This is a genomic window from Comamonas sp. CMM03 (assembly GCF_019218715.1).
GTDB classification, from domain to species: domain Bacteria; phylum Pseudomonadota; class Gammaproteobacteria; order Burkholderiales; family Burkholderiaceae_C; genus Comamonas; species Comamonas terrigena.
The window spans coordinates 1,024,541-1,048,417 of record NZ_JAHUXB010000001.1; the positions used below are offsets into that span (position 1 = coordinate 1,024,541).

Below are 23,877 nucleotides of genomic sequence, written 5' to 3' on the forward strand. Positions count from 1 at the left end.
ACCCAAGGAATCTGTATGCCACGTTGGGTTTGGAAGTCGGTCTGTGTGTTGGCCACCTGTGCGGGCCTGCCTGCAGTGCATGCTGCGGACAATTTTCCATCTCGCCCCATCAAGCTGCAGGTGGGTTTCCCGGCTGGTGGGCCCACCGACATCACCATGCGTGTGATGGCCGAACACGCCAGCAAGACACTGGGACAGCCCATCGTGGTGGAAAACAAACCCGGTGCCGGCGGGACCCTGCCCGCCACCACGGTACAGATGTCCCCCCCTGATGGCTACACCATCGGCCAGTCGCCATTAGGCATTTTCCGCATGGGTTACACACAGAAGATGAACTGGGACCCCCTCAAGGATCTGCGCTACATCATCAATCTGACGGGCTACACCTTTGGCCTGACCGTGCCCGCCAACAGCCCGTTCAACAGCTGGCAGGACTTTGTGGCCTATGCCAAGGCCAACCCCGGCAAGATTACCTATGGCTCTGCCGGCGGCAACCTCACCAGCCCGCACCTGACCATGGAGCGCATTGCCGAAGCAGCAGGTATCCAGCTGACCCATGTGCCTTTCAAAGGCAGCGCCGATCTGGCCCAGGCCCTGCTGGGTGGCCATGTGATGGCCGCGGCCGACAGCAGCGCCTTTGTGCCCTATGTGGAATCTGGCAAGGCCAAGCTGCTGAATGTCTGGGGCGAAAAGCGCATGGAACGCTTCCCCAATGTGCCCACGCTGAAGGAACTGGGCATCGATATCGTCCAGACCTCCCCCTACGGCCTGGTGGCCCCCAAGGGCACACCACCCGAGGTGGTCAAAAAGCTGCACGATGCCTTCAAAAAGGCGCTGGAGGACAAGTCCTCCATCGATGCCCTGGCCAAGTACGACATGCTGCCCAATTACATGAGCAGCGAGCAGTACACCCAATTCGCCCGCGAAGTGAGCCAGCGCGAGAAGGTCATCATCGAGCGGCTGGGTCTGGAAAAGGTCAAGAATTGATAAAATATTTAATAAAAATGACCCTATTTGCAAAGTAAACACTGACAAAAGTGTATACAAGATAATTCAAAATGCAGATAAAGCGTTTTTATTTAAAGCTTATTATTTTGATTCAAGTTTTTACTATATTGACGCAATAAATCAAATTAATATCAGTGAAGCTGATAGGTGTTGGCCACCATTTCTCATTGAGCTGGTCAAAATAGTAGTTAATCAGTGCCCTTAGATTTGTGATGGAGTTTACATGCTCTCTCGCCATGATGTAATCATACGGAATACCCGCAGATTCCGCATTCCTTCTAGGGCCAAAGTTCCGACCTAGACGCCAGAGCATACCTGGATCACAAGGAAGAATGATGGAGATAATTCCTCCGGGTTTCACAACCCTGTTCCATTCTTTCAATACTTCATGAGGCTCTTTTAAATGTTCCAACACATGTGATGCAATCAGGCGATCAAAAGTATTATTAGCACACTCCAGTTTTTCTGCACCAGATACTGAGAATTTAACCCTTCCGTTACTTTGGTGCTTCTTCTTCGCCAAGTTCAGCATCTCAACACTGCTATCGGTCATGAGATACTCATCATATGCATGCTTCACGAAAGGAAGATGTGCACCAGAGCCCGCGCCAACTTCAATGATCTTGGAGAAATAAGTGCTATTCCCGAAATCTTTCTCAATCAACTGATGACTTTTGTTCATTACAAAGCCAGTCATGTTTCTTCCATAATTGGCATCATCATAAGCTTGAGAGTAGTCGCTCTCCCACAATGAGGGTGGATCTTTTTTCATGGTATTCTGAATATTTTTAGTGAATTTTAAATCTTATTCACAATGAATATATAATTGTATTTCGTATATTTTATTTGTACACAGAAATAAAGACACCTAGAGCAATAATAAGTGCCCCAACATAGGTATTCCATCCAATGGATTCATTGAGAATATGATGTGCCATCATGGGCACAAAAAAGAAAGCCAATGCCGAAAAAGGGTATGCTAGGCGCAATGGAACCCCCTTTATACCAATCATCCACAGGATTGTGGCAGCAGAATAAACTACGAAGGCGATGACCAGTTTTATATTTAATAATGATGGTATTATTTTTTCAAAATTCAATTCAATATCATTGGATGCTAATTTAAATAGTATTTGTCCAATTGATAAAAGTAATACCGTACAAAAAATTAATATTGTTTGAAGGATTGACATATCATATCTAATAAATTTTAAATTTAACACATTACTGCATTTAATTCACTCTACAAATCAAGTATCTTTTCTAATATAGCGATGGATGGATCTGGTGGGGACAGAAGAGACATCGTGACCAATGAATCCAAGTAGCAACTGAATGCCTGCAAGAACAGGCAAAGCCGCTAGCATGACAGTTCCTGCAGGCGTCGGTTGACCGTCCTGCACTGAATGTACCCAATGTACACCCCCATAAATGGCCCCAAAACCAAGCAAAATCAATCCCAGCGGGAGCTCAATAGATGCAAGCGACATATCCCGTAGATAGTAATTATAAAAAATCCGTTTGAAGAAATTTCGGATATGCTTGATCGCAAATTCACCAATGATTTTTGAAATTTTAAGGTTACTCACCTCATCGCCATATTTCGCGTCCATAGGTACATCAACGACCACCGCACGCAATGTATTCAAACGGAATAGCATATCTGTTTCAAAGAAATAGCGATGACTAATTTTTTCAAATGGCAAACGGCTTGCAACGCTAGCATGGATGGCTGTATAACCATTCGTAGGGTCAAATATATTCCAATACCCTGATGAAAGCTTGCACATCAAAGAAAGTATAGCGTTACCAAACAATCGAGCTGTAGGCATTGATCCAATTTTACTTAGATCAAAAAACCTATTTCCCTTTGTATAGTCCGCTTCCCCCTCAACCAAAGGGGCGACAAAGTTAAGAATTAGAGATGGATCCATCTGGTCATCGCTATCTATCTTGACAAGAATAGCCATTCCATCTTGGATGCCTGCTTGATAGCCGGTCATCACCGCGGCACCAACACCCTGATTGGATGATTTTTTGATGACCACAACGCGATCGTCAGTGCATAATTCCTTTACATAATCGCCAGTATTCTCTGGGCAGAAATCGTCCACCACATAGATCTTATCCACCTCAGGGCCTATTTTTCCAAGCACATTGAATATATGCCTTTTGGCCTTGTATGTTGGAATGACGACTGCAATCTTATTATTATCTTTCATGGTGCTTTCCAGCATACAATGGTTTGATATAAAACATGATCACTCAGATGTTTAAAAAACATTTATATCTTCAACTGCCAGAAGCGGATTGACTTTTAAATATGCATCCAGCTGGATTTTCAACCAATTTATGGAGATCTCTTGCATTGCAAGAAAAATCAACTATGTAATCATAGTTCGGCAATTTACATTGCGCATCTTGATTCATATCCTGCCAGGTAGCATCTTTCATCCAGAGATGCTTGGTGTCGCCATGCCCCCTAAAGTATTTCCCATTCGTTAACTCGACAAACCACATCAACTGCAATGGACTTTCGGAAGCCATGCAAACACTGTCTTCTGGCTTAGATAAGTTGTTCAGATTTGATATCAAAAGCAATTGCTCTGTATCAAATATTTTATTCTTAAAAAGAAATTTAAGATTTGATTCCATGACAAAGTAGTTTTTTGTCGACAGCAAATCGATCTGTATCTTAGGCGCCAAAACCAATAACGGAAGTGCCGAAAACAGGTAGGAATATATTATTTTTTGGTAGCTTTTCGAAGAAATTGCTTTTAAGGCGCAAAAACCCATAAAAATATAAATTACAGAATATATCTTAAAAAAATAGTATACCGACGATATATTGGCGACTCTTAATGCAAACATTACCACAGCAAAAAGCAATGCTGAAATCAAAAAGAACTCAACATTCTTATAATTACGCTTGCTTAGCAGAAGGAATATGCCGGGTATAAAAATAAGAAAGCTCAAATATACATCGGTAAACATTGCTCCACTTACGGATATCGCTTTCGATGCTTCCAGATAGTATGGAATCATCGGCATCGCTAAAATGGCAGAAGGCAAGAAATAAACTGCAAATTTAATAATTAAATCAGTTAGCTTCAGTTCCTTATTATTTTTATATGCATGCAAAAACAATGCAAGAACAACAAATGGGATATAATAAAAGTATGAAAGATACAATCCCAGCAATAATACATTTTGCAAGATTCGCGGAGATTTTTCATAAGGGGAAATAAGGGATGCAGTGATCCCAACAATAAAAATCAACCCCAGCATCTGCGCAGCGTAGCCGCTGAAATATATGTCTAGAGGGTGACCAATGATGATAAGGATTGAGAAAAATAATGCCAACCACAAATTATTTGGCGTGATTGCCTTACAAACACAGAATATTTGCACAGCCAGAATTGTCAGCAAGAAAAAATTAAACACATTGAATTGAAGTAAAAAATCGATATTATTCTTATTAAGAACATCGCCAAATAAAAATCCAGCGACTGTGTAAAAAAATGGGGGATAGGTTGTGTAACTGAATAGCTCGCTCTGCTTGTCTATGAGCAGATATTTGTTCTTTGCAAACGTCAGAGCCATGTCGAAATGGCCAACAGGATCCACCGATATAAAATGGACTTCTTTCCCCAGTTTACTGTGAAAGAAGAATATTATAAAAATAATAGCCAAAAATAAAACCATCACATAATCTGCACGCTCCATCTTTAAGGATGGAATTTTATTTTTTTGTTTGAAGGCAAAAAAACATAGGACGGCAGCCACTACATAGTAATAAAAAATTCTGGATTCAACCCCAATAAAATGAGTAAAGATAGGTATCAAACAAATAATAACCAATGCAGAAATTATTGATGAAGTCAACAATTCCACTTTTCCATTGCAATTTTTGCCATATATAAAAAATAATGGAATACTCATTAATAATAAAACTACATATGGCATATTGTTGTCAACTCAATTAATATCTTATAAAGAAAGCACGCACTGACCGCATAGACAGGTGGGCTTGAAATTTTGCGTCCTGATCATACGCGACTGTCAAGGTAGATCAGATACATGCAGCAGCACGGACGGCAACCACACGGTTTGGGCGATTCGGCTGTGAAATCCCAAGAAATCGCTGAACGTCAACAGACATCGGAGGTCTCTCTGCACACACGCCGTTCATCTGTGTCATAGGCCGCCGCGAAAGGGGCATTACCGACTGGCTGGGGCTGGAATTGCATTGCAACGAATGCATCGCTGCGGTCTGCGCTGTGACGAAAAGCAAGCCGGTAGGACCGCGCCCGCAGCAGTGGCATCCCATGCCGCTCAGGACTCTTGCGGCCGCAGAACCCGGTTAAAGTGGCACCACCCTGTCGGCAAACGCCTTGCCCCAGGTGCGCAGTTCGTAATGGCGTGCGCCGTAGATAAAGTACGGGTCTTGCTCGACCAGTTGCACGGCCCGGGCACGGTCGGGTACATCCAGAATCCACAGGCCGCCAACGTAATCGCCCTCGGGACTGTGGCGGCAACCTCCAGCCAGCACGATCTCATCGCGGTGCTGGTCCAGATACGCCAAATGTGCGTTGCCCCATTGCGCACGCACCGCCAGCATGTCTGGTGTGTCGGTAAAAATGGCAATCCAGCGCATGGCGGTGCTCTGCGTGTAGCTGGTTGGGCTTATCAGCTCAGCGCAGCAATCACGTCCGCAGGCGCCTGTACCAGCTCGATCAGCACGCCCTCTCCGGCAATGGGGAATTCGTCGTTGCTCTTGGGGTGCAGAAAAGTGATGTCATAGCCCGCAGCACCCTTGCGGATGCCGCCGGGTGCGAAGCGCACGCCGTTGGCGGTCAGCCATTCCACAGCCTTGGGCAGGTCGTCGATCCACAGACCGATGTGGTTCAGCGGCGTGGCGTGCACGGCAGGCTTTTTGTCGATGTCCATGGGCTGCATGATGTCCACTTCCACCTTCATGGCACCCTTGCCCATGGCGAGAATGTCTTCGTCCACGTTCTCCCGCTCGCTTTGGAAGGTGCCGGTCTGTTCCAGGCCCAGCATGTCTACCCACAGCCTCTTCATGCGGCCCTTGTCGGTGCCGCCGATAGCGACTTGCTGGATGCCCAGCACTTTGAAAGGGCGAGTGTTTGCAGCCATGAAATACTCCTTATGGGGTTGCGGCCTGTGCTTTGCTGTTCAGTACAGGCCGCCAATTGGATTCAAAAAATCACCACACGCCCCGCCCTCGCCTTCACACCTCGCCCAGCGCCCAGCTGCTGAGCATGGCGAAGTATTCCCGCAGCCAGGCGTTGTAGCGTGTGGCCAGAGGGGTGGCCGCAGCCACGGGCACCATGCCGGTCAGACCTTGCTGGCGGGCCATGCCCATGGCACGCATCAAATGAAAGTCGCTGCTGACCATGGCCATGGGCGCGGTGGCGTCGACGCCGCGCTCTTGCAGCAGTGGGCGGCTGAGTTGCAGATTCAATTCGGTGCTGGTGCTTTCGCCTTCCATCACGAGGCGTTCAGGTGAAATGCTGTGGCGCTCCATCAGATAGCGGGCCATCACGGCGGCTTCGCTTTCGGTTTCACCCCAGTCGATGCCGCCGCACACGGCGATCAAGGCCATGGGCTGCAGGCGCGCCAGCTGGGCCGCCGTGTCCAGACGTTCCTGAAGGACCGGGCGCGGCCGGCCGTCCTGCGTGCCACTGCCCAGCACCACGATGGCCTCCACTGCAGGCACTTGCGCGGGGGGCACGCCGATGCCCAGCAAGCGGCTCCAGAAGATCAGCACGCTCAGCACCCACAGTGCCAGCAGGATCCAGCCCCATTTCCACAAGGCGGCGTGACTGCGCTTGCTATGGCGCCAGCGCTGCACTTCCGGCCACAGCCAGGCCAGCAAGGCCCCCACGGCGCCAAGCGTTCCCGGCACCACCACGCCCACATTGAAGTGGTTCCACATCATCAGCACCACGGCATCGGCCAGCAGCACGGCACTGACCAGGGACAGCAGCGTGCGCTGCAGGCGTTGACCAGGGCTGCGGCTGGAGGTGGACGATGACAAGGTGGCCAAAGGGGCTTTCAAATACATAGCTGCATGCGCAAGTACCGGGTGCGCGGAAGGTGGTTTTGACGGATATTGCAGAGCTTAACTGCAACCAGTTGTTACCTTCCGAGTGTGCCTGATGAAAAGCCCGCGCGGCACCAACCACGCGGGCCCATCACACAGACCAGAGCGTGGCGGCGCAACGCCATGTCGGCACTGCCACGTCTGCCGCCATCATTCGAATTCCAGAATGATGTCGTCCACGGCCAGCGAATCGCCCTTGGCGGCGCTGATCTTGCTCACCACGCCGTCCTGTACGGCAAACAGGATGTTCTCCATCTTCATGGCTTCGATGACCGCCAGCTTTTCACCGGCTTGCACCTTCTGACCGGGTTGCACTGCCACGTCGACCAGCAGTCCGGGCATGGGCGAGAGCAGGAACTTGGACAGATCTGGCGGAGCCTTGTAGGGCATGAGCTGGTGCAGTGTGGCGCCCTTGGGCGACAGCACCAGCACGTCGGCTTGCGTGCCGTTGTGGATCACACGCAGAGCCAACGGGTTCTTGGCCGTGCCGCGCTCGATCTGGCAGGTGAAGGGCTTGCCGTTGCAACTGCCCCGCACCACCAAGTCACGGATGTCGGCGTTGCTGCGCATCTCGTAGGTCTTGCCGTTGACCACCACGTTGCATACACGGGCTTCTGCGTCAAAGTCAGTCACCTCGCCGCTCACGTACTGGTGCTTGCCTTCTCCACCCAGTATCACCGCCGTGTACTGGTGGCCCACATGCACCTGGTGGCCCTGCATCTGACCGGTGATGGTCGATGCCCGAGCGCGGTAGCGGCGGTTGCGGAACATGGCCAGTGCGACCAAGAAGTCCGGATCGGCGTGCGGCACGTCTTCGGCATGGAAGCCGTGCGCATAGTGCTGGGCGATGAAGCCAGTATTGAACTTGCCCGAGACGAAATCCGGGTGTGCCAGCAGCGCCGCCTGGAACGGAATGTTCGAGCTGATGCCGCGGATGGCAAAGCCGTTCAGGGCTTCACGCATCTTGGCAATGGCGTCGTTGCGGTCCTTGCCGTGCACGATGAGTTTGGCAATCATCGAGTCATAGAACATCGGGATCTCGCCGCCTTCAAACACGCCGGTGTCCACGCGCACGCCCTGCAGGCTCTGGGTGTTGGCCTGCCACATGGTCTGCTCGGGGGGCTGGAAACGCACCAGGCGGCCGGTCGAAGGCAGGAAGTTGCGGAACGGGTCTTCGGCGTTGATGCGGCACTCGATGGCCCAGCCGTCGCGCTTCACGTCCGTCTGGGTAAAAGCCAGCTTTTCACCGGCGGCCACGCGGATCATCTGCTCCACCAGGTCCAGGCCGGTGATGCATTCGGTCACGGGATGTTCCACCTGCAGGCGGGTGTTCATTTCCAGGAAGTAGAAATCCTGGTCCTTGCCGACCACAAACTCCACGGTGCCGGCGCTTTCGTACTTCACGGCCTTGGCCAGTGCCACGGCCTGCTCGCCCATGGCCTTGCGGGTGGCGTCGCTGATGAAGGGGCTGGGCGCCTCTTCGATCACCTTCTGGTGGCGGCGCTGGATGGAGCATTCGCGCTCGTTCAGGTACACCACATTGCCGTGGCTGTCGCCCAGGATCTGGATTTCGATGTGGCGCGGCTCCTGCACAAACTTCTCGATGAAGATGCGGTCATCGCCAAAGCTGTTGCGGGCTTCGTTCTGGCAGGCGGTAAAGCCTTCCAGTGCCTCCTTGTCGTTGTAGGCCACGCGCAGGCCCTTGCCGCCGCCGCCAGCGGAAGCCTTGATCATCACCGGATAGCCGATGCCCTGGGCAATGCCGACGGCCTTTTCCGCATTCTCGATGGCGTCGTTGTAGCCCGGGATGGTATTGACCTGGGCCTCACCGGCCAGCTTCTTGGAGGCGATCTTGTCCCCCATGGCCGCGATCGAATGCGCCTTGGGGCCGATGAAGGCGATGCCCTCGTCTTCGCAGCGCTTGGCAAAGGCTTCGTTTTCCGACAGGAAACCGTAGCCCGGGTGCACGGCCTGGGCGCCGGTGGACTTGCAGGCGGCGATGATGCGGTCGCCCAGCAGATAGGACTCCCGGCTGGGCGCGGCGCCAATGTGCACGGCCTCGTCGGCCAGCTTCACATGGCGGGCATCCTTGTCGGCGTCGGAATAGACCGCCACTGTCTGGATGCCCATCTTGCGGGCGGTGGCGATCACGCGGCAGGCGATTTCGCCGCGGTTGGCAATCAGGATCTTGGTAAACATGGTGTGAGTTCTCCTGGTTCTTGTTCTTCTTAGAGCGGAATGTTTCCGTGCTTGCGCCACGGATTTTCCAGCTGCTTGTTCTTGAGCATTTCCAGCGAACGGCAGATGCGCTTGCGCGTCTCGTGCGGCTGAACCACATCGTCGATGAAGCCACGTGCGCCGGCCACGAACGGGTTGGCAAAACGGGCCTTGTATTCGGCTTCGCGTGCAGCGAGTTTTTCGGGGTCGTTCTTGTCTTCGCGGAAGATGATTTCCACGGCGCCCTTGGCGCCCATCACGGCGATTTCGGCGTGGGGCCAGGCCAGGTTCACATCGCCGCGCAGATGCTTGGAGGCCATCACGTCGTACGCGCCGCCATAGGCCTTGCGCGTGATGACGGTGATCTTGGGCACGGTGGCTTCCGCATAGGCGTACAGCAGCTTGGCGCCGTGCTTGATGATGCCGCCATATTCCTGCGAGGTGCCGGGCATGAAGCCGGGCACGTCCACGAACGTGACCACCGGGATGTTGAAGGCATCACAGAAGCGCACAAAGCGCGCTGCCTTGATGGAGGACTTGATGTCCAGGCAGCCCGCCAGCACCAGGGGCTGGTTGGCCACAATGCCTACGGTCTGGCCGGCCATGCGGGCAAAACCGATCAGGATGTTCTTGGCATATTCGGGCTGCAGCTCGAAGAAGTCGCCATCGTCCACGGTCTTGAAAATCAGCTCCTTCATGTCATAGGGCTTGTTGGGATTCTCCGGTACCAGCGTATCCAGCGACATTTCGGCACGGTTTACGGGATCGGTGCTGATGCGCACAGGCGCTTTTTCGCGGTTGTTCAGCGGCAGGTAGTTGTAGAGGCGCCGCAGCATCATCAGTGCTTCGACGTCGTTGTCAAAGGCCATATCGGCCACACCGCTCTTGGTGGTGTGGGTGATGGCACCGCCCAGTTCTTCGGCCGTGACTTCTTCGTGGGTCACGGTCTTCACGACTTCAGGGCCGGTCACGAACATATAGGAGCTGTCCTTGACCATGAAGATGAAGTCGGTCATGGCGGGGGAGTACACTGCGCCACCGGCGCTGGGGCCCATGATCATGGAGATCTGGGGCACCACGCCCGACGCCAACACATTCTTCTGGAACACATCGGCATAGCCGCCCAGAGAGGCCACGCCCTCCTGGATGCGTGCACCGCCCGAGTCGTTCAGGCCGATCACGGGGGCGCCAACCTTCATGGCCTGGTCCATCACCTTGCAGATCTTCTCGGCATGGGTTTCGGAGAGTGCACCGCCGAAGACCGTGAAATCCTGGCTGAACACAAAGACCAGACGGCCGTTGATCATGCCGTAGCCGGTGACCACGCCGTCGCCGGGGATCTTGGTGTTTTCCATGCCGAAGTCCGTGCAACGGTGCTCCACGAACATGTCCCACTCTTCGAAGGTGCCGTCGTCAAGCAGCAGCTCGATGCGTTCGCGCGCCGTCAGCTTGCCCTTCTTGTGCTGCGCGTCGATGCGCTTTTGTCCCCCACCCAGCCGAGCGAGTTCTCGCTTGGCTTCCAGCTGCTTCAGGATGTCTTCTTGCATGCTTGTCCTCTAACGTGATTTGGGTTGTGTGTCTCGCTCGGCCTGTACGGCGTCTGCTGTGATTCGGTTGGGCTGTCTACGCACTACTGGATTGCGCAGACAGCAGATGTCGTGCTGCCGTGCTGGCCGCAATACGCCCGGCGGCCACATCGGCCTGCAGGGCCGGCAGCAGCGCCTGCACCTGCGGGTGTTGGCGAAAAGCCTGCTTGAGGCCAAAGTCGATGCGCTCCCACATCCAGGCCAGCGACTGCTTTTCGCGGCGCTGTGCCAGACGGCCGTTGCGGGTCTGCAGGTCCTGGAAGCTGGAAACCGCTGCCCAGAAGCCTTCCACCCCCTGCCCCAGCAAGGCGCTGATCTGCAGCACCCGCGGCTGCCACAGTGCGCCGGTGCTGGCGTGGTCGGGTTTGCCATGCATGCCCAGCAGCCGCAGGCTGGATGTGATCTGGGCCTGCGCCCGCGTTGCGGCGTTGGGGTCGATATCGGCCTTGTTGATGACCACCAGGTCAGCGAGCTCCATCACGCCTTTCTTGATCGCCTGCAGATCGTCGCCCGCATTGGGCAGCTGCAGCACGCAGAACATGTCGGTCATGCCGTGTACGGCAATCTCGCTCTGGCCCACGCCCACGGTTTCGACGATCACCACGTCGTAGCCTGCGGCCTCGCAGACCAGCATGGCTTCGCGGGTCTTCTCTGCCACCCCCCCCAGGGTGCCGCTGGACGGGCTGGGGCGGATATAGGCTTCCAGCCGCATCGACAGCTGCTCCATGCGGGTCTTGTCCCCCAGGATGGAGCCACCGGAGACGGTGGACGACGGGTCGATGGCCAGCACCGCCACCTTCAGCCCCTGCCCGATCAGGTACAGGCCCAGGGCTTCGATGAAGGTGGACTTGCCCACGCCGGGCACACCGCTGATGCCCAGGCGGAATGCCTTGCCGGTGTGCGGCAGCAGGGCCGTAAGCAAGCCATCGGCCTGCTCCCGGTGGTCGGGGCGCGAGGATTCCAGCAAGGTGATGGCCTTGGCCATGGCGCGGCGCCGCACGGCAGGATTGCCGCGCAGAATGCCGTCTTGCATTTGCTCAGGGGTCACAGCAGATCGCCTTTGCTCTGTCTCGGTATCAGCGACAGATTACAGGTTGTGGGCCTGCTTGATCTGCTCCAGCACATGCTTGGCGCTGGCAGGGATTGGCGTGCCGGGGCCATACACCCCCTTGACGCCGGCGTTGAACAGGTAGTCGTAGTCCTGGGCCGGGATCACCCCGCCGACGAAGACGATGATGTCGTCCGCGCCCTGCTTTTTCAATTCGGCAATGATGGCCGGCACCAGGGTCTTGTGGCCGGCTGCCAGCGTGGACACACCCACGGCGTGCACATCGTTTTCGATGGCCTGGCGGGCACACTCTTCCGGAGTCTGGAACAGCGGACCCATGTCCACGTCAAAGCCCAGGTCGGCAAAGGCGGTGGCCACCACCTTGGCCCCACGGTCATGGCCGTCCTGGCCCAGCTTGGCGATCATCACGCGGGGACGGCGGCCCAGGGCGCCGGAAGCGGTGTTGATCTCTTCCTTGAGCTTGTCCCAGCCTTCGGCCGAGTCGTAAGCGGCAGCGTACACACCGGTCACCTTTTGCGTATCGGCGCGGTGGCGGCCGAAGGACTTTTCCAGCGCGTCGGAGATTTCACCCACGGTGGCGCGCAGGCGCACGGCCTTGATGGACAGGTCCAGCAGATTGCCGTTGCCGGTGTCTGCCGCCGCGGTGAGCGCGGCCAGGGCGGCATCCACCGCCTGCTGGTCGCGTTTGGCCTTGATGTTCTTCAGGCTGGCAATCTGGCTGTCACGCACCTTGACGTTGTCCACTTCCAGAATGTCGACCGGATCTTCCTTGGCCAGCTTGTACTTGTTGACGCCGACAATGACTTCCTTGCCGGAATCGATGCGGGCCTGCTTTTCGGCCGCCGCGGCTTCGATCTTGAGCTTGGCCCACCCGGAATCCACGGCGGCCGTCATGCCGCCCATGGCGTCCACTTCCTCGATGATGGCCCAGGCCTTGTCAGCCATTTCCTGGGTCAGCTTTTCCATCATGTAAGAACCCGCCCAGGGGTCGATCACATTGGTGATGTGGGTTTCTTCCTGGATGATCAGCTGGGTGTTGCGGGCAATGCGGGCAGAAAATTCCGTGGGCAAGGCAATCGCCTCGTCCAGTGCATTGGTGTGCAGGGACTGGGTGCCACCAAACACGGCGGCCATGGCTTCGATCGTGGTGCGCACCACGTTGTTGTAGGGGTCCTGCTCCGTCAGCGACCAGCCCGAGGTCTGGCTGTGCGTGCGCAGCATCAGGCTCTTGGGGTTCTTGGCATCGAAGCCCTTCATGATGCGGCACCACAGCAGGCGCGCGGCACGCATCTTGGCCACTTCCAGGTAGAAGTTCATGCCCACGGCCCAGAAGAAGGACAGGCGACCGGCAAACGCATCCACGTCCATGCCCTTGGCAATGGCCGTTTTCACATATTCCTTGCCGTCGGCCAGCGTGAAAGCCATCTCCAGCGCCTGGTTGGCGCCGGCTTCCTGCATGTGATAGCCCGAAATCGAGATCGAGTTGAACTTGGGCATGTTCTGGCTCGTGTACTCGATGATGTCGCCAATGATCTTCATCGAAGGCTTGGGCGGGTAGATATAGGTGTTGCGCACCATGAACTCTTTCAGAATGTCGTTCTGAATCGTTCCGGCCAGCTGGTCCTGGCTCACGCCCTGCTCTTCTGCCGCCACCACGTAGCCGGCCAGCACCGGCAGCACGGCACCGTTCATGGTCATGGAGACGGACACCTTGTCCAGGGGGATCTGGTCGAACAGCACCTTCATGTCCTCGACCGAATCAATCGCCACACCGGCCTTGCCCACGTCACCGGTCACGCGGGGATGGTCGGAGTCATAGCCGCGGTGCGTGGCCAGATCGAAAGCCACCGACACGCCTTGACCGCCGGCTGCCAGTGCCTTGCGGTAGAAGGCGTTGGACTCTTCGGCGGTAGAAAAGCCTGCGTACTGGCGGATCGTCCAGGGGCGGCCGGCATACATGGTGGCCTGGGGGCCGCGGATATAGGGCTCGAAACCCGGCAGCGTATTGGTATAGGGCAAGGCCGCCGTGTCCTCGGCCGTATACAAGGGCTTGACCGTGATGCCATCCGGCGTCACCCAGTTCAGGGCTTCCACATCGCCGCCAGGAGCCGCCTTGGCAGCGGCCTTGGCCCAGTCTCTCAGGCTGGATTGGGTGAAATCGTCAGGCTGGGCTGCGCCCTGCGCGGCTTGGGAATCGTGGCTCATGGGAAACGATGATCCAAAAAAGGTTGCAGTGAATCGCTCAATGCGCGAGAGTGTACATTATTCATAATTATGAATGCACAACCCGAACCGAAACTGACGAGCCTTTACAATTAGCGGCACATGTCCCATTCCCCTGCCCTGTTTACTCCCCGTGCTCTGTATGTTGAAGTTGCCGAACAATTGCGGCAGCGCATTTTTCAACGTGCGCTGGAACCCGGCAGCTGGATCGATGAGCTCAAGATCGCCGAGGAATTCGGCATCAGCCGCACGCCGCTGCGCGAAGCGTTGAAAGTGCTGGCCGCCGAAGGCCTGGTGACCATGAAGCCTCGCCGCGGCGCCTATGTGACCGAGGTCTCGGAGACCGATCTCAAGGACGTGTACCACCTGCTCTCCTTGTTGGAGAGCGATGCGGCCGGCGTGGTTGCGACCCTGGCCACCCCTGCCCAGCTGGCAGAGCTGCAGGCCTTGCACGATGAGCTGGAGGCCGCTGTCGACGATGCGGAGCACTTCTTTGCCGTCAACGAGCGTTTTCATATGGCCTTGCTCACTGTGGCCAACAACCGCTGGCGCAACCAGGTGGTGGATGACCTGCGCAAGGTGATGAAACTCAACCGCCACCAGTCCCTGTTTAAGACCGGCCGCATCCACGACAGCCTGCAGGAGCACCGCAACATTCTCCAGGCCTTGCACCAGCGCGACAGCGAAGGCGCGCGCCGGGCCATGCAACTGCATTTCCGCAACGGCTTGCGCGCGGCCGCCTGACAGACTGCTTTTTGCCTGTGGGCTGCGTCGTCACGCGGTAAATGCCACCAATTGTCATCTCGGGCATCCATTCGGCCCGACGGGATTGGCGCCCTTCTTGCCCACCCCTAAGCTGGCACTGCTGCTGCCGAGCGACGTCCCGTCCTGCGCCCCGCGCACGCACCGCCATGTGGACACTGTGTGGGCCATGCTGTGTGCGGCGCTGCAGGACCTGGACGCCACGTTGCACGTGCCGCATACATGCCACTGCACCAAGGAGTCACGTTGCTTTCGAATTTCTTTTTGCTGCAAGGCCAGCCGGAGCATTTGCTGCATGTGCGGCATGACTCTTTGCTGGTGATTCTGTCGATTGCCGTGGCGATTGCCGCCTCGGTGCTGGCGCTGTACCTGGTGCAGGCCGGCATGCATGCTCCGGGTCGCTTCCAACGGCAGGTGGCACTGCTGTGCGGCTGCGGCACGCTGGGCCTGGGCATCTGGTCCATGCATTTCATCGGCATGCTGGCCCTGGAGCTGCCGGTGGATGTGCACTACCACCTGGGCGTGACCCTGGCATCCATGCTCCCCGGGCTGTTTGCGTCCTGGCTGGCGCTGCGCCACCTGCTGGCCCCGCAGTCCAGCCTGCTCCGGCTGCTGGCGGCCGGCGTGGTGGTAGGGATGGGCATTGCGCTGATGCACTACAGCGGCATGTCGGCCATGCACATGTCCGCCGATCTGCGCTACGACCCCTGGCTGTTCGCCGCTTCGCTGGCCGTTGCCATACTCATGGCAGTGAGCGCACTGGTGCTGTGGAACCGCATGGTCCATCGCAGCCACAGCCCCATCTGGCAGCGGCTGGTGCTGCCGTCGGTGGTGCTGGGGGGGGCCATCACGGGCATGCACTACATCTCCATGTCGGCAGCCCGCTTTGTGGGGAACACCGTGCAGCCGGGCCTGGACGATACCAGCTTCAGCCATGGCCTGGCCTTGCTGGTCATCGGTATCTGCGCAGTGATGTTCGGCCTGATGGCACTGGCCAGTGCTGCATTGCGTTACCGCGGTCTGTGGCTGCAGGTGCAGCGCAGCGAGTCACGTCTGCAGACTATGGCCAGCACCGCAGTGGATGCCGTCATCACCATCGATGGCCAGGGTCTGGTGCAAAGCTTCAACCCCGCTGCCGAACGGATCTTCGGCTGGAAAGCCAGCGACATCATCGGCCGCAATCTGAAGCTGCTGATGCCCTCCGCCCTGGCGGAACAACACGATGGCTATCTGGAACGCTATCACCAGAACGGTGAGCGGCGCATCGTCGGCACCGGCCGCGAAGTGCTGGGCATGCACAAGAATGGACGCCATATCCCGCTGCGCCTGTCCATCGGCCAGGCCGATACCCCGGACGGGCCGGTCTTTGTGGGCTTTGCCTATGACCTGACCGAGCGCAAACGCACCGAGGCACAGCTGCGCATTGCCGCCAGCGTGTTTGACCACACCTGCGAAGGCATTGCCATCATTGACGCCAACCACCTGGTAGTGGAAACCAATCCGGCCTTTGTCCATCTGACCGGCTTGTCGCGCGCAGAATGTGTACACACGCCGTTCGATGCGCTGTACCAGGGTGCCAAGCCGGCCATTAATATGCCGGCCATCTGGCAGGCGGTCACAGCCAATGGCAACTGGCAAGGTGAAGTCGTTCTGCCCCGCGCCGATGGCAGTGACTGGACGCAGCGCCTGTCCTTGACCGCGGTGCTCAATGAGCACAAGCGCCTGACACACTATGTGGCGGTGATCAGCGATGTCAGCCTCCACCCCCGCGCCCAGCTGGCGCTGGAACACAAAGCCCTTTATGACAGCGTGACCGGTCTGCCCAATGAATTGCTGCTGATCGAGCACATCGCCCACGCCATCCCTTCGGCCAAACGCAATAGCACGCAGCTGGCAGTGATCAGCATCGATTTCGACCATTTCCACCGCATCAATGAAATTCATGGGCGCAGTGTGGGGGACGAGCTGCTGGAAAAGGTGGCCTACCGCATCCGCGGCTACCTGCGTGGCGAAGACACGCTGGCACGGGGGCGCAGTGATGAGCTGGTCGTGGTGCTGGCAGGGCTGAAGGATGAGGAAGGGCTGCACATCATGTGCAACCGCCTGATCGGTGCACTGCAGCTGCCTGTGGAACTGTCGTCCATCGTGATCCAGGTGTCCGCCAGCTGTGGCTGGGCGCTTTACCCGCGCCAGGGGCACACGGCGGCCACTCTGCTGGCTGCTGCCCGCCTCGCACAACACCCGGTCAGGCCCGCGGGCAGTGGCATCACGCCCGCCCCGGCGACAGAATAGCCGCCCCCTGAAAAACCGCTGATACGGTGGGGGGCGTAGAGGCGCCGACTGCGCCGCTTACTTCTTCAGGCATTCGCTCATGAAGGCCTTGCGTTCGTCGCCCTTCTTGCCGGTGGCGTCGGCATTGCAGGACTTCATGCGTTCCTGCTGGCGCTTCTTGCCGTCGGACAGGCAGGACTTCATGAACTCCTTGCGTTCATCACCCTTCTTGCCAGCGGCTTCGGTATTGCAGGTGCCCATCAGGTTTTGCTGGGCTGTGGGAGCCTTGTCGGCAGCAGATGCCAGCGAAGCAGCCAGAACCAGTGCGGACAGAACGATGCAGTTTTTCATGGTGTGTGTTGTGTGCAATCACGCCGATGACCGGCGCGCAGCCATTTCAGCACAGCCCCCACCCTCCAGCAATGACAAGCCGAACGGTTTCTGCAAATTTTTGTGAGCATGCCTGGCAAGCTCCGATGGTGCTGGCAAACGATTGGGCTTGAAGCCTGCGCAGCCGCCTCCCACGCCCCGCCCTTCACACGCCCAAGGGCAGGTCGGAGCGCTTGAGCGTACGCAGCACAAAGCTGGACTGGCTGTGGCGTATGCCTTTGATCTTGTAGAGCTTTTCGCGCAGCAGACGCTCGTAATCGCGGGTGTCCTTGACCACAACGCGCAGCAGATAGTCGTACTCACCAGACACCAGGTGCGCTTCCACCACTTCGGGAATGGTTGCCAGCACTTCGCCAAATTTTTCCAGCGTATTGTCGGAATGGCTGTCCAGCGTGACCATCACCAGCACCGTGTCGGCCAGACCCAGCGCCTGGGGGTTCAGGCGCACGGTGTAGCCCTCGATCACGCCAGCCTCCTCCATGCGCTTGATGCGGCTCCAGCATGGCGAAGCGCTCAGCCCGACGGCCTGCCCCACCTCCTGCAGGCTCGCGCGTGCATTGGTTTGCAATACCGCCAGAATTTTTCGATCCAAAGCATCCATTAGAAAATTTTACGGCTTATCTGAAATATACAAAACAAAATTCTGTAGCGGTCGGCAATCTGCAAATTTGAAGCAACATTTTCTGTAGCATCCGGCGCACACTGAAAGCCATGGGAGCGGCGCTGACGATGGCCGCAACACCAGTCACATGACAGCGCTGATAAACCGTCGGCATATGGAGATGTGAAGTACTTCCCCGCCGAAGCACCTGAATCAGGCCGCGACACCTTATCCCCGGTGCCGCGGCCTGCTTGTTTGGACGGAGCCCTGGCGCAGCATGGATGAGACGACTGCAGGCACAATGTGCAGCATGACTATGCGATTCCTCCACACGATGCTGCGCGTGGGCAACCTCCAGCGCTCGATTGACTTCTACACCAACGTGATCGGCATGCAGCTGATCCGCACCTCGGAAAACCCCGAGTACAAGTATTCGCTGGCCTTTCTGGGCTTTGAAGGCGGCAACCCGGGTCAGGCCGAGATCGAGCTGACCTACAACTGGGGCACCGAAAGCTACGACCATGGCAATGCCTACGGTCACATCGCGCTGGGCGTGCCCGACGCCTATGCCGCCTGCGAAAAGATCAAGGCTGCCGGTGGTAACGTGACACGTGAAGCAGGCCCGGTCAAGGGCGGCAGCACCGTGATTGCCTTTGTGACGGATCCCGATGGCTACAAGATCGAACTGATCGAGCGCAAGGACGACCAAGGCGAGGGCACCGGCCTGCGCTGATCTGTTCTGAGGGCCGGACCAGACGGTGTGGCTCCACCGATGGCGCAGCAATGCTGAGCGAACAGCCGGCAGCGCCTCCACACCTACTCTGCCCCCGCCGCCATCTGGTGCCGGGGGCCGTTTTTTGTCTGATCGCAGCGGCACACGGCGAAGTTGGCCCCCTGTCTTGCACCGTGCAACGCCAGGCCTGCCGCGCACAGATATGCTATGGCGGAAGCACTCGGGGGCAGTGCGTTTATCGGACTGGCACAGTGGCCGCATCGCTGGACTGTGTTCCTGGGCAGGCTCCGCCTGCGGACACGCAATGCCATTCCACAGCGCAAGCAGACAGGCTTACGCCTGCGCGACACCATTCATCGCCATTCTTTACGCAATTCTCTGATAATCGGTATTACTTTCAGTTACTTTTTGCGGTAATTCACAGCTTGCTGCGCTTTCCTGCTCTTTCCTGCGCCGATGGCATGGTTCCCGTTCCGGCTGCGTGAACGTCTTCTGTGGAATGGATGAATGCGATGAAGTTTTCCAAGCTCAACATTGGTGCCCGTCTGGGCCTGGGCTTTGCCGTGGTGCTGGCGTTTGCCGTGGTAATCACCGGCATCGGCATGTGGCAGATGCACTCCGTGGGCAAAGCCACGCAGCGGATGCTGGAAGAGTCCTTGACCAAGGAACGCCTGATCAGCGACTGGAGCAAATTTGTCACGGTGGGGGTGACGCGCACCACGGCCATCGCCAAGAGCAGCGACGCCAGCCTGGTGCCTTTCTTTGCGGCGGAGGCCGCTGCCTCCTCCAAGAACGCGGTGGAGCTGCTGAATCAGTTTGAAAAGCGCATCTCCATGCCGGCCGAGCGAGAGATCCTGGACAAGATTCTGGAGATCCGCAAAGCCTATCTGGCCACGCGCGACAAAGTGGGCAAGCTCAAGGCCGAAGGCCTGACCAGCGAGGCGGATGCAGCTTTGGCGAATGACTACGCGCCGGTGGCCCAGGCCTATCTGCAGCAGCTCGAAAAGCTGCTGAGCCTGCAGCGCTCCAGCCTGGACGCCAATGCGGCCGAAGTGCAGGCCATTGAAAACACCAGCCAGACCTATTTCGTGGTTCTGGCCGTGCTGGCCCTGGCCATTGGCGCCGTGAGCGCCTGGCGCCTGACGCAGGGCATCACCGCCCCGCTGCGCAATGCCGTCACCGTGGCCCGCCGTGTGGCCGATGGCGACCTGAGCACCGACATCCGCGTGACTGGCACCGATGAGACCGGCCAACTGCTGCAGGCCCTGCACGACATGAATGCCAGCCTGGGCCGTCTGGTCGGCCAGGTGCGCCAGGGCACCGACAGCATTGCCACCGCATCCAGCCAGATTGCTTCGGGCAACCACGATCTGTCTTCGCGCACCGAAGAGCAAGCCAGTTCGCTGCAGCAGACGGCCGCCTCGATGGAGCAACTGACGTCGACCGTCAAGCAAAACGCCGACAACGCCAGCCAGGCCAACCAGCTGGCCCTGTCCGCCTCGGACGTGGCCGTCAAGGGCGGTCTGGTGGTGTCGCAGGTGGTGGAGACCATGGGCGCCATCAGCACCTCGTCCAAGAAGATTGCCGACATCATCGGCGTGATCGATGGCATTGCCTTCCAGACCAATATCCTGGCCTTGAACGCCGCCGTGGAAGCAGCCCGTGCGGGTGAGCAAGGCCGTGGCTTTGCGGTGGTGGCATCCGAAGTGCGCTCGCTGGCCGGGCGCAGTGCCGAAGCGGCCAAGGAAATCAAGCAACTGATCCAGGCTTCGGTGGACAAGGTCGAGGAAGGCAGCCTGCAGGTCAGCCAGGCCGGCCAGACCATGGACGAGATCGTCAGCAGCGTGCAGCGTGTGACCGACATCATGGGCGAGATCACTGCGGCCAGCCAGGAGCAGACCTCCGGTATCGAGCAGATCAACCGCGCCGTAGCCGAAATGGATCTGGTGACCCAGCAGAACGCGGCCCTGGTGGAGGAGTCCACCGCAGCTGCGCAGTCCATGCAGCAGCAGACCGGCGATCTGTCGCAGATGGTCAGCGTGTTCCGCCTGAAACACGCCTGAGAGAGGCCCTGCACCTGGCAGCACAGGCTGCATGCCATCTCCACAGCCCGCCTTTGGCGGGCTTTTTTATGCCAGTGCCTCGCATGAAGGCAGGGCAGTGCTCTAGGGGGCTCTTTTTCTCCACGCCGCCGCATCGGTGTTTCATGACGTTTTTGAACTGCCCGGGTTGAATAGGCGGAAACAAATGCTGTGCCTGCATGGCTTTCAACTGCTTTGTGCTTTTCTATGGGCCTCTGCGTGATCCATAGTGATTTTTGATGCAGCGCAAAATTTCATCGCACCACAAGCAATTCACGGGATAATCCCTATAACGTTCTGTTACTTTTGCGGTAGGCGTCTGCCATTCCGCATAACTTTTCCCCCTCCGCTCCACAGCCACTACCGTCAACGTAACGGTGTTCTTTCAGGCTGCGCGGACTTCTTTTCTGGAATGGATGGAAGCGATGAATTTTTCCAAGTTCAATATCGGTGCCCGCCTGGGCCTGGGCTTTGCCGTGGTGCTGGCATTTGCCGTGGTGATCACGGCCATCGGCATGTGGCAGTTGCACTCCGTGGGCAAAGCCACGCAGCAGATGATGCAGGAGCCGCTGACCAAGGAGCGCCTGATCAGTGACTGGAACAGCAATGTCAGCGTGGCGGTGGCCCGCACCACGGCCATTGCCAAGAGCAGCGATGCCAGCCTGGTGCCCTTCCTGGCTGCCGATGCCGCCGCTACGGCCAAGGGTACGGCCGACGTGCTCAAGCAGATCGAGCCTTTGATCTCCCTGCCGGCCGAGCGCGAAATCATGGACAAGATCATGGCCATCCGCAAAACCTATATCGCCAGCCGCGACAAGGTCAGCCAGCTCAAGGCCGAGGGGCTGTCGGAGGAAGCCGAAGCCACGCTGGTCAACGCCTTTGTGCCTGCTGCACAGGGCTATCTGAAGCTGCTGAGCGAATTGCTGAGCCTGCAGCGCTCCGGCCTGGACGCCAAGGCCGCCGAAGTGCAGGCCATTGAAAACACCAGCCAGACCTATTTCGTGATTCTGGCCGTGCTGGCCCTGGCCATTGGTGCCGTGAGCGCTTGGCGCCTGACGCAGGGCATCACCGCCCCGCTGCGCAATGCCGTCACCGTGGCCCGCCGTGTGGCCGATGGCGACCTGAGCACCGACATCCGCGTGACTGGCACCGATGAGACCGGCCAACTGCTGCAGGCCCTGCACGACATGAATGCCAGCCTGGGCCGTCTGGTCGGCCAGGTGCGCCAGGGCACCGACAGCATTGCCACCGCATCCAGCCAGATTGCTTCGGGCAACCACGATCTGTCTTCGCGCACCGAAGAGCAAGCCAGTTCGCTGCAGCAGACGGCCGCCTCGATGGAGCAACTGACGTCGACCGTCAAGCAAAACGCCGACAACGCCAGCCAGGCCAACCAGCTGGCCCTGTCCGCCTCGGACGTGGCCGTCAAGGGCGGTCTGGTGGTGTCGCAGGTGGTGGAGACCATGGGCGCCATCAGCACCTCGTCCAAGAAGATTGCCGACATCATCGGCGTGATCGATGGCATTGCCTTCCAGACCAATATCCTGGCCTTGAACGCCGCCGTGGAAGCAGCCCGTGCGGGTGAGCAAGGCCGTGGCTTTGCGGTGGTGGCATCCGAAGTGCGCTCGCTGGCCGGGCGCAGTGCCGAAGCGGCCAAGGAAATCAAGCAACTGATCCAGGCTTCGGTGGACAAGGTCGAGGAAGGCAGCCTGCAGGTCAGCCAGGCCGGCCAGACCATGGACGAGATCGTCAGCAGCGTGCAGCGTGTGACCGACATCATGGGCGAGATCACTGCGGCCAGCCAGGAGCAGACCTCCGGTATCGAGCAGATCAACCGCGCCGTAGCCGAAATGGATCTGGTGACCCAGCAGAACGCGGCCCTGGTGGAGGAGTCCACCGCAGCTGCGCAGTCCATGCAGCAGCAGACCGGCGATCTGTCGCAGATGGTCAGCGTGTTCCGCCTGAAGCACGCCTGAGAGAGGCCCTGCACATGGCAGCACTGGCTGCATGCAACCTCCACAGCCCGCCTTTGGCGGGCTTTTTTGTGCCTGCGCCCGGCATGTAGGCCGGCGCTCTTACCTCTCCATGCCGCAGCGGACAAGCTGTAGTCCGACGAGCAAAGATACGCCGATACAGGAACATGGCCCGGAAGCGGCCACACAAGCAACCTCACCTAACAAGGGAGCTGTGCCATGGCGGCGCCACAGGCGTAGCATGGAGCCAGGACACTGCCACACAGCGTGCGTGCAGGGCCCGGCAAGGAGGCTGTCATGACATATCTCCATACTTCGCACCGCCGCCCCGTGGATCTGGTCACCGATGAGCCCAGCCGCGATCACCCCGTCGGCACGGGACTGGGCGTGGCGGGTGGCGCGGCCCTGGGCGCCGCAGTGGGCCTGGCTGGCGGCCCGTGGGCGGCGGCAGTGGCATCCGTGGTGGGGGCCGTCGTGGGCGGACTGGCGGGCAACACCGTGGCCCAGGCCCTGGTGCCAGATGCCGAGGAGACCTACTGGCGCGATGCCTACCAGCATGAACCGTACTACTCGGACGCCTACACCTACGATGACTACGCTCCGGCCTATCGCGCCGGGTACCACAGCCGCAAGAGCGGCCAGGGCCATGAGGAATGGAGCTACACCCGCCAGGAATGGGAGCGCCGCTGGGATGCCGAGCATGCCCACAGTCGGCTGAAATGGCCGGATGCCGAGCACCCCATCCGCGCGGCCTGGGAACGGGCCAACCGTGCGTATGTACAGGAAGGCGGCTACTGAGTGCCGCTGTTCGGCACCACGCCATGCAGACGCCG

Annotated in this window: 20 protein-coding genes; 7 read left to right on the top strand and 13 right to left on the bottom strand. The window is 57.9% G+C overall.

Translation table 11 applies throughout. The features are described from left to right. Positions 1 to 15 precede the first annotated feature (15 nt). Positions 16 to 987: a tripartite tricarboxylate transporter substrate binding protein gene (locus tag KW830_RS04640; RefSeq protein ID WP_218332292.1), complete on the top strand. Its 972-nt coding sequence runs from the start codon at positions 16 to 18 to the stop codon at positions 985 to 987. A gap of 112 nt (positions 988 to 1,099) precedes the next feature. Here the strand turns inward: KW830_RS04640 and KW830_RS04645 are convergent, their stop codons facing one another. The 11 genes from KW830_RS04645 to scpA form a co-directional block, all read right to left on the bottom strand. After that, entirely contained in the window at positions 1,100 to 1,780 is a 681-nt protein-coding gene (locus KW830_RS04645) for a class I SAM-dependent methyltransferase (RefSeq protein ID WP_218332293.1), read from the bottom strand. Positions 1,781 to 1,850: 70 nt separating this feature from the next. Next, positions 1,851 to 2,201: an EamA family transporter gene (locus tag KW830_RS04650; protein WP_115594667.1), complete on the bottom strand. Its 351-nt coding sequence runs from the start codon at positions 2,199 to 2,201 to the stop codon at positions 1,851 to 1,853. Between the two features lie 57 nt (positions 2,202 to 2,258). Continuing rightward, positions 2,259 to 3,230, bottom strand: a complete 972-nt coding sequence (locus KW830_RS04655; RefSeq protein WP_255578079.1) for a glycosyltransferase family 2 protein — start codon at positions 3,228 to 3,230, stop codon at positions 2,259 to 2,261. Between the two features lie 70 nt (positions 3,231 to 3,300). Then, positions 3,301 to 4,974 (bottom strand): hypothetical protein, encoded by a 1,674-nt coding sequence (locus KW830_RS04660; protein ID WP_218332295.1) that lies wholly within the window; start codon positions 4,972 to 4,974, stop codon positions 3,301 to 3,303. Between the two features lie 397 nt (positions 4,975 to 5,371). Next, on the bottom strand, positions 5,372 to 5,665 hold the full coding sequence (locus tag KW830_RS04665) for a YciI family protein (protein WP_218332296.1): 294 nt from the start codon (positions 5,663 to 5,665) through the stop codon (positions 5,372 to 5,374). Positions 5,666 to 5,697: 32 nt separating this feature from the next. Further along, complete coding sequence (locus KW830_RS04670; RefSeq protein WP_218332297.1) at positions 5,698 to 6,168, bottom strand: VOC family protein; 471 nt, start codon at positions 6,166 to 6,168, stop codon at positions 5,698 to 5,700. Between the two features lie 94 nt (positions 6,169 to 6,262). Then, positions 6,263 to 7,072: a YdcF family protein gene (locus KW830_RS04675; RefSeq protein ID WP_255578081.1), complete on the bottom strand. Its 810-nt coding sequence runs from the start codon at positions 7,070 to 7,072 to the stop codon at positions 6,263 to 6,265. 216 nt (positions 7,073 to 7,288) lie between these two features. Then, a complete protein-coding gene (locus KW830_RS04680) occupies positions 7,289 to 9,337 on the bottom strand; it encodes an acetyl/propionyl/methylcrotonyl-CoA carboxylase subunit alpha (RefSeq protein WP_218332299.1) in 2,049 nt (682 codons plus the stop codon). 29 nt (positions 9,338 to 9,366) lie between these two features. Next, positions 9,367 to 10,902, bottom strand: coding sequence for an acyl-CoA carboxylase subunit beta (locus tag KW830_RS04685; protein ID WP_218332300.1), 1,536 nt, complete (start codon positions 10,900 to 10,902; stop codon positions 9,367 to 9,369). A 76-nt stretch (positions 10,903 to 10,978) separates the two neighbouring features. Then, entirely contained in the window at positions 10,979 to 11,989 is a 1,011-nt protein-coding gene (meaB, locus tag KW830_RS04690; protein ID WP_218332301.1) for a methylmalonyl Co-A mutase-associated GTPase MeaB, read from the bottom strand. 39 nt (positions 11,990 to 12,028) lie between these two features. Then, positions 12,029 to 14,215, bottom strand: coding sequence for a methylmalonyl-CoA mutase (gene scpA, locus KW830_RS04695; RefSeq protein ID WP_218332302.1), 2,187 nt, complete (start codon positions 14,213 to 14,215; stop codon positions 12,029 to 12,031). A 120-nt stretch (positions 14,216 to 14,335) separates the two neighbouring features. Between scpA and KW830_RS04700 the strand changes: the two genes are divergently transcribed. Both KW830_RS04700 and KW830_RS04705 read left to right on the top strand, forming a co-directional pair. Then, positions 14,336 to 14,977, top strand: coding sequence for a GntR family transcriptional regulator (locus KW830_RS04700; RefSeq protein WP_066534214.1), 642 nt, complete (start codon positions 14,336 to 14,338; stop codon positions 14,975 to 14,977). A 264-nt stretch (positions 14,978 to 15,241) separates the two neighbouring features. After that, positions 15,242 to 17,287, top strand: a complete 2,046-nt coding sequence (locus KW830_RS04705; protein WP_218332303.1) for a bifunctional diguanylate cyclase/phosphodiesterase — start codon at positions 15,242 to 15,244, stop codon at positions 17,285 to 17,287. A 57-nt stretch (positions 17,288 to 17,344) separates the two neighbouring features. Here the strand turns inward: KW830_RS04705 and KW830_RS04710 are convergent, their stop codons facing one another. Together KW830_RS04710 and KW830_RS04715 are read right to left on the bottom strand one after the other, a co-directional pair. Beyond that, positions 17,345 to 17,617, bottom strand: a complete 273-nt coding sequence (locus KW830_RS04710) for a PsiF family protein (protein WP_066534220.1) — start codon at positions 17,615 to 17,617, stop codon at positions 17,345 to 17,347. Positions 17,618 to 17,801: 184 nt separating this feature from the next. After that, on the bottom strand, positions 17,802 to 18,257 hold the full coding sequence (locus tag KW830_RS04715) for an Lrp/AsnC family transcriptional regulator (RefSeq protein ID WP_066534222.1): 456 nt from the start codon (positions 18,255 to 18,257) through the stop codon (positions 17,802 to 17,804). Between the two features lie 316 nt (positions 18,258 to 18,573). Between KW830_RS04715 and gloA the strand changes: the two genes are divergently transcribed. The 4 genes from gloA (at position 18,574) to KW830_RS04735 (ending at position 23,842) form a co-directional block, all read left to right on the top strand. Continuing rightward, a complete protein-coding gene (gene gloA / locus KW830_RS04720) occupies positions 18,574 to 18,990 on the top strand; it encodes a lactoylglutathione lyase (RefSeq protein WP_066534223.1) in 417 nt (138 codons plus the stop codon). Positions 18,991 to 19,502: 512 nt separating this feature from the next. Then, complete coding sequence (locus tag KW830_RS04725) at positions 19,503 to 21,053, top strand: methyl-accepting chemotaxis protein (protein WP_218332304.1); 1,551 nt, start codon at positions 19,503 to 19,505, stop codon at positions 21,051 to 21,053. Positions 21,054 to 21,496: 443 nt separating this feature from the next. Further along, on the top strand, positions 21,497 to 23,047 hold the full coding sequence (locus KW830_RS04730; RefSeq protein WP_066535939.1) for a methyl-accepting chemotaxis protein: 1,551 nt from the start codon (positions 21,497 to 21,499) through the stop codon (positions 23,045 to 23,047). A 294-nt stretch (positions 23,048 to 23,341) separates the two neighbouring features. Then, a complete protein-coding gene (locus KW830_RS04735) occupies positions 23,342 to 23,842 on the top strand; it encodes a hypothetical protein (RefSeq protein ID WP_066534226.1) in 501 nt (166 codons plus the stop codon). Positions 23,843 to 23,877: the final 35 nt, after the last annotated feature.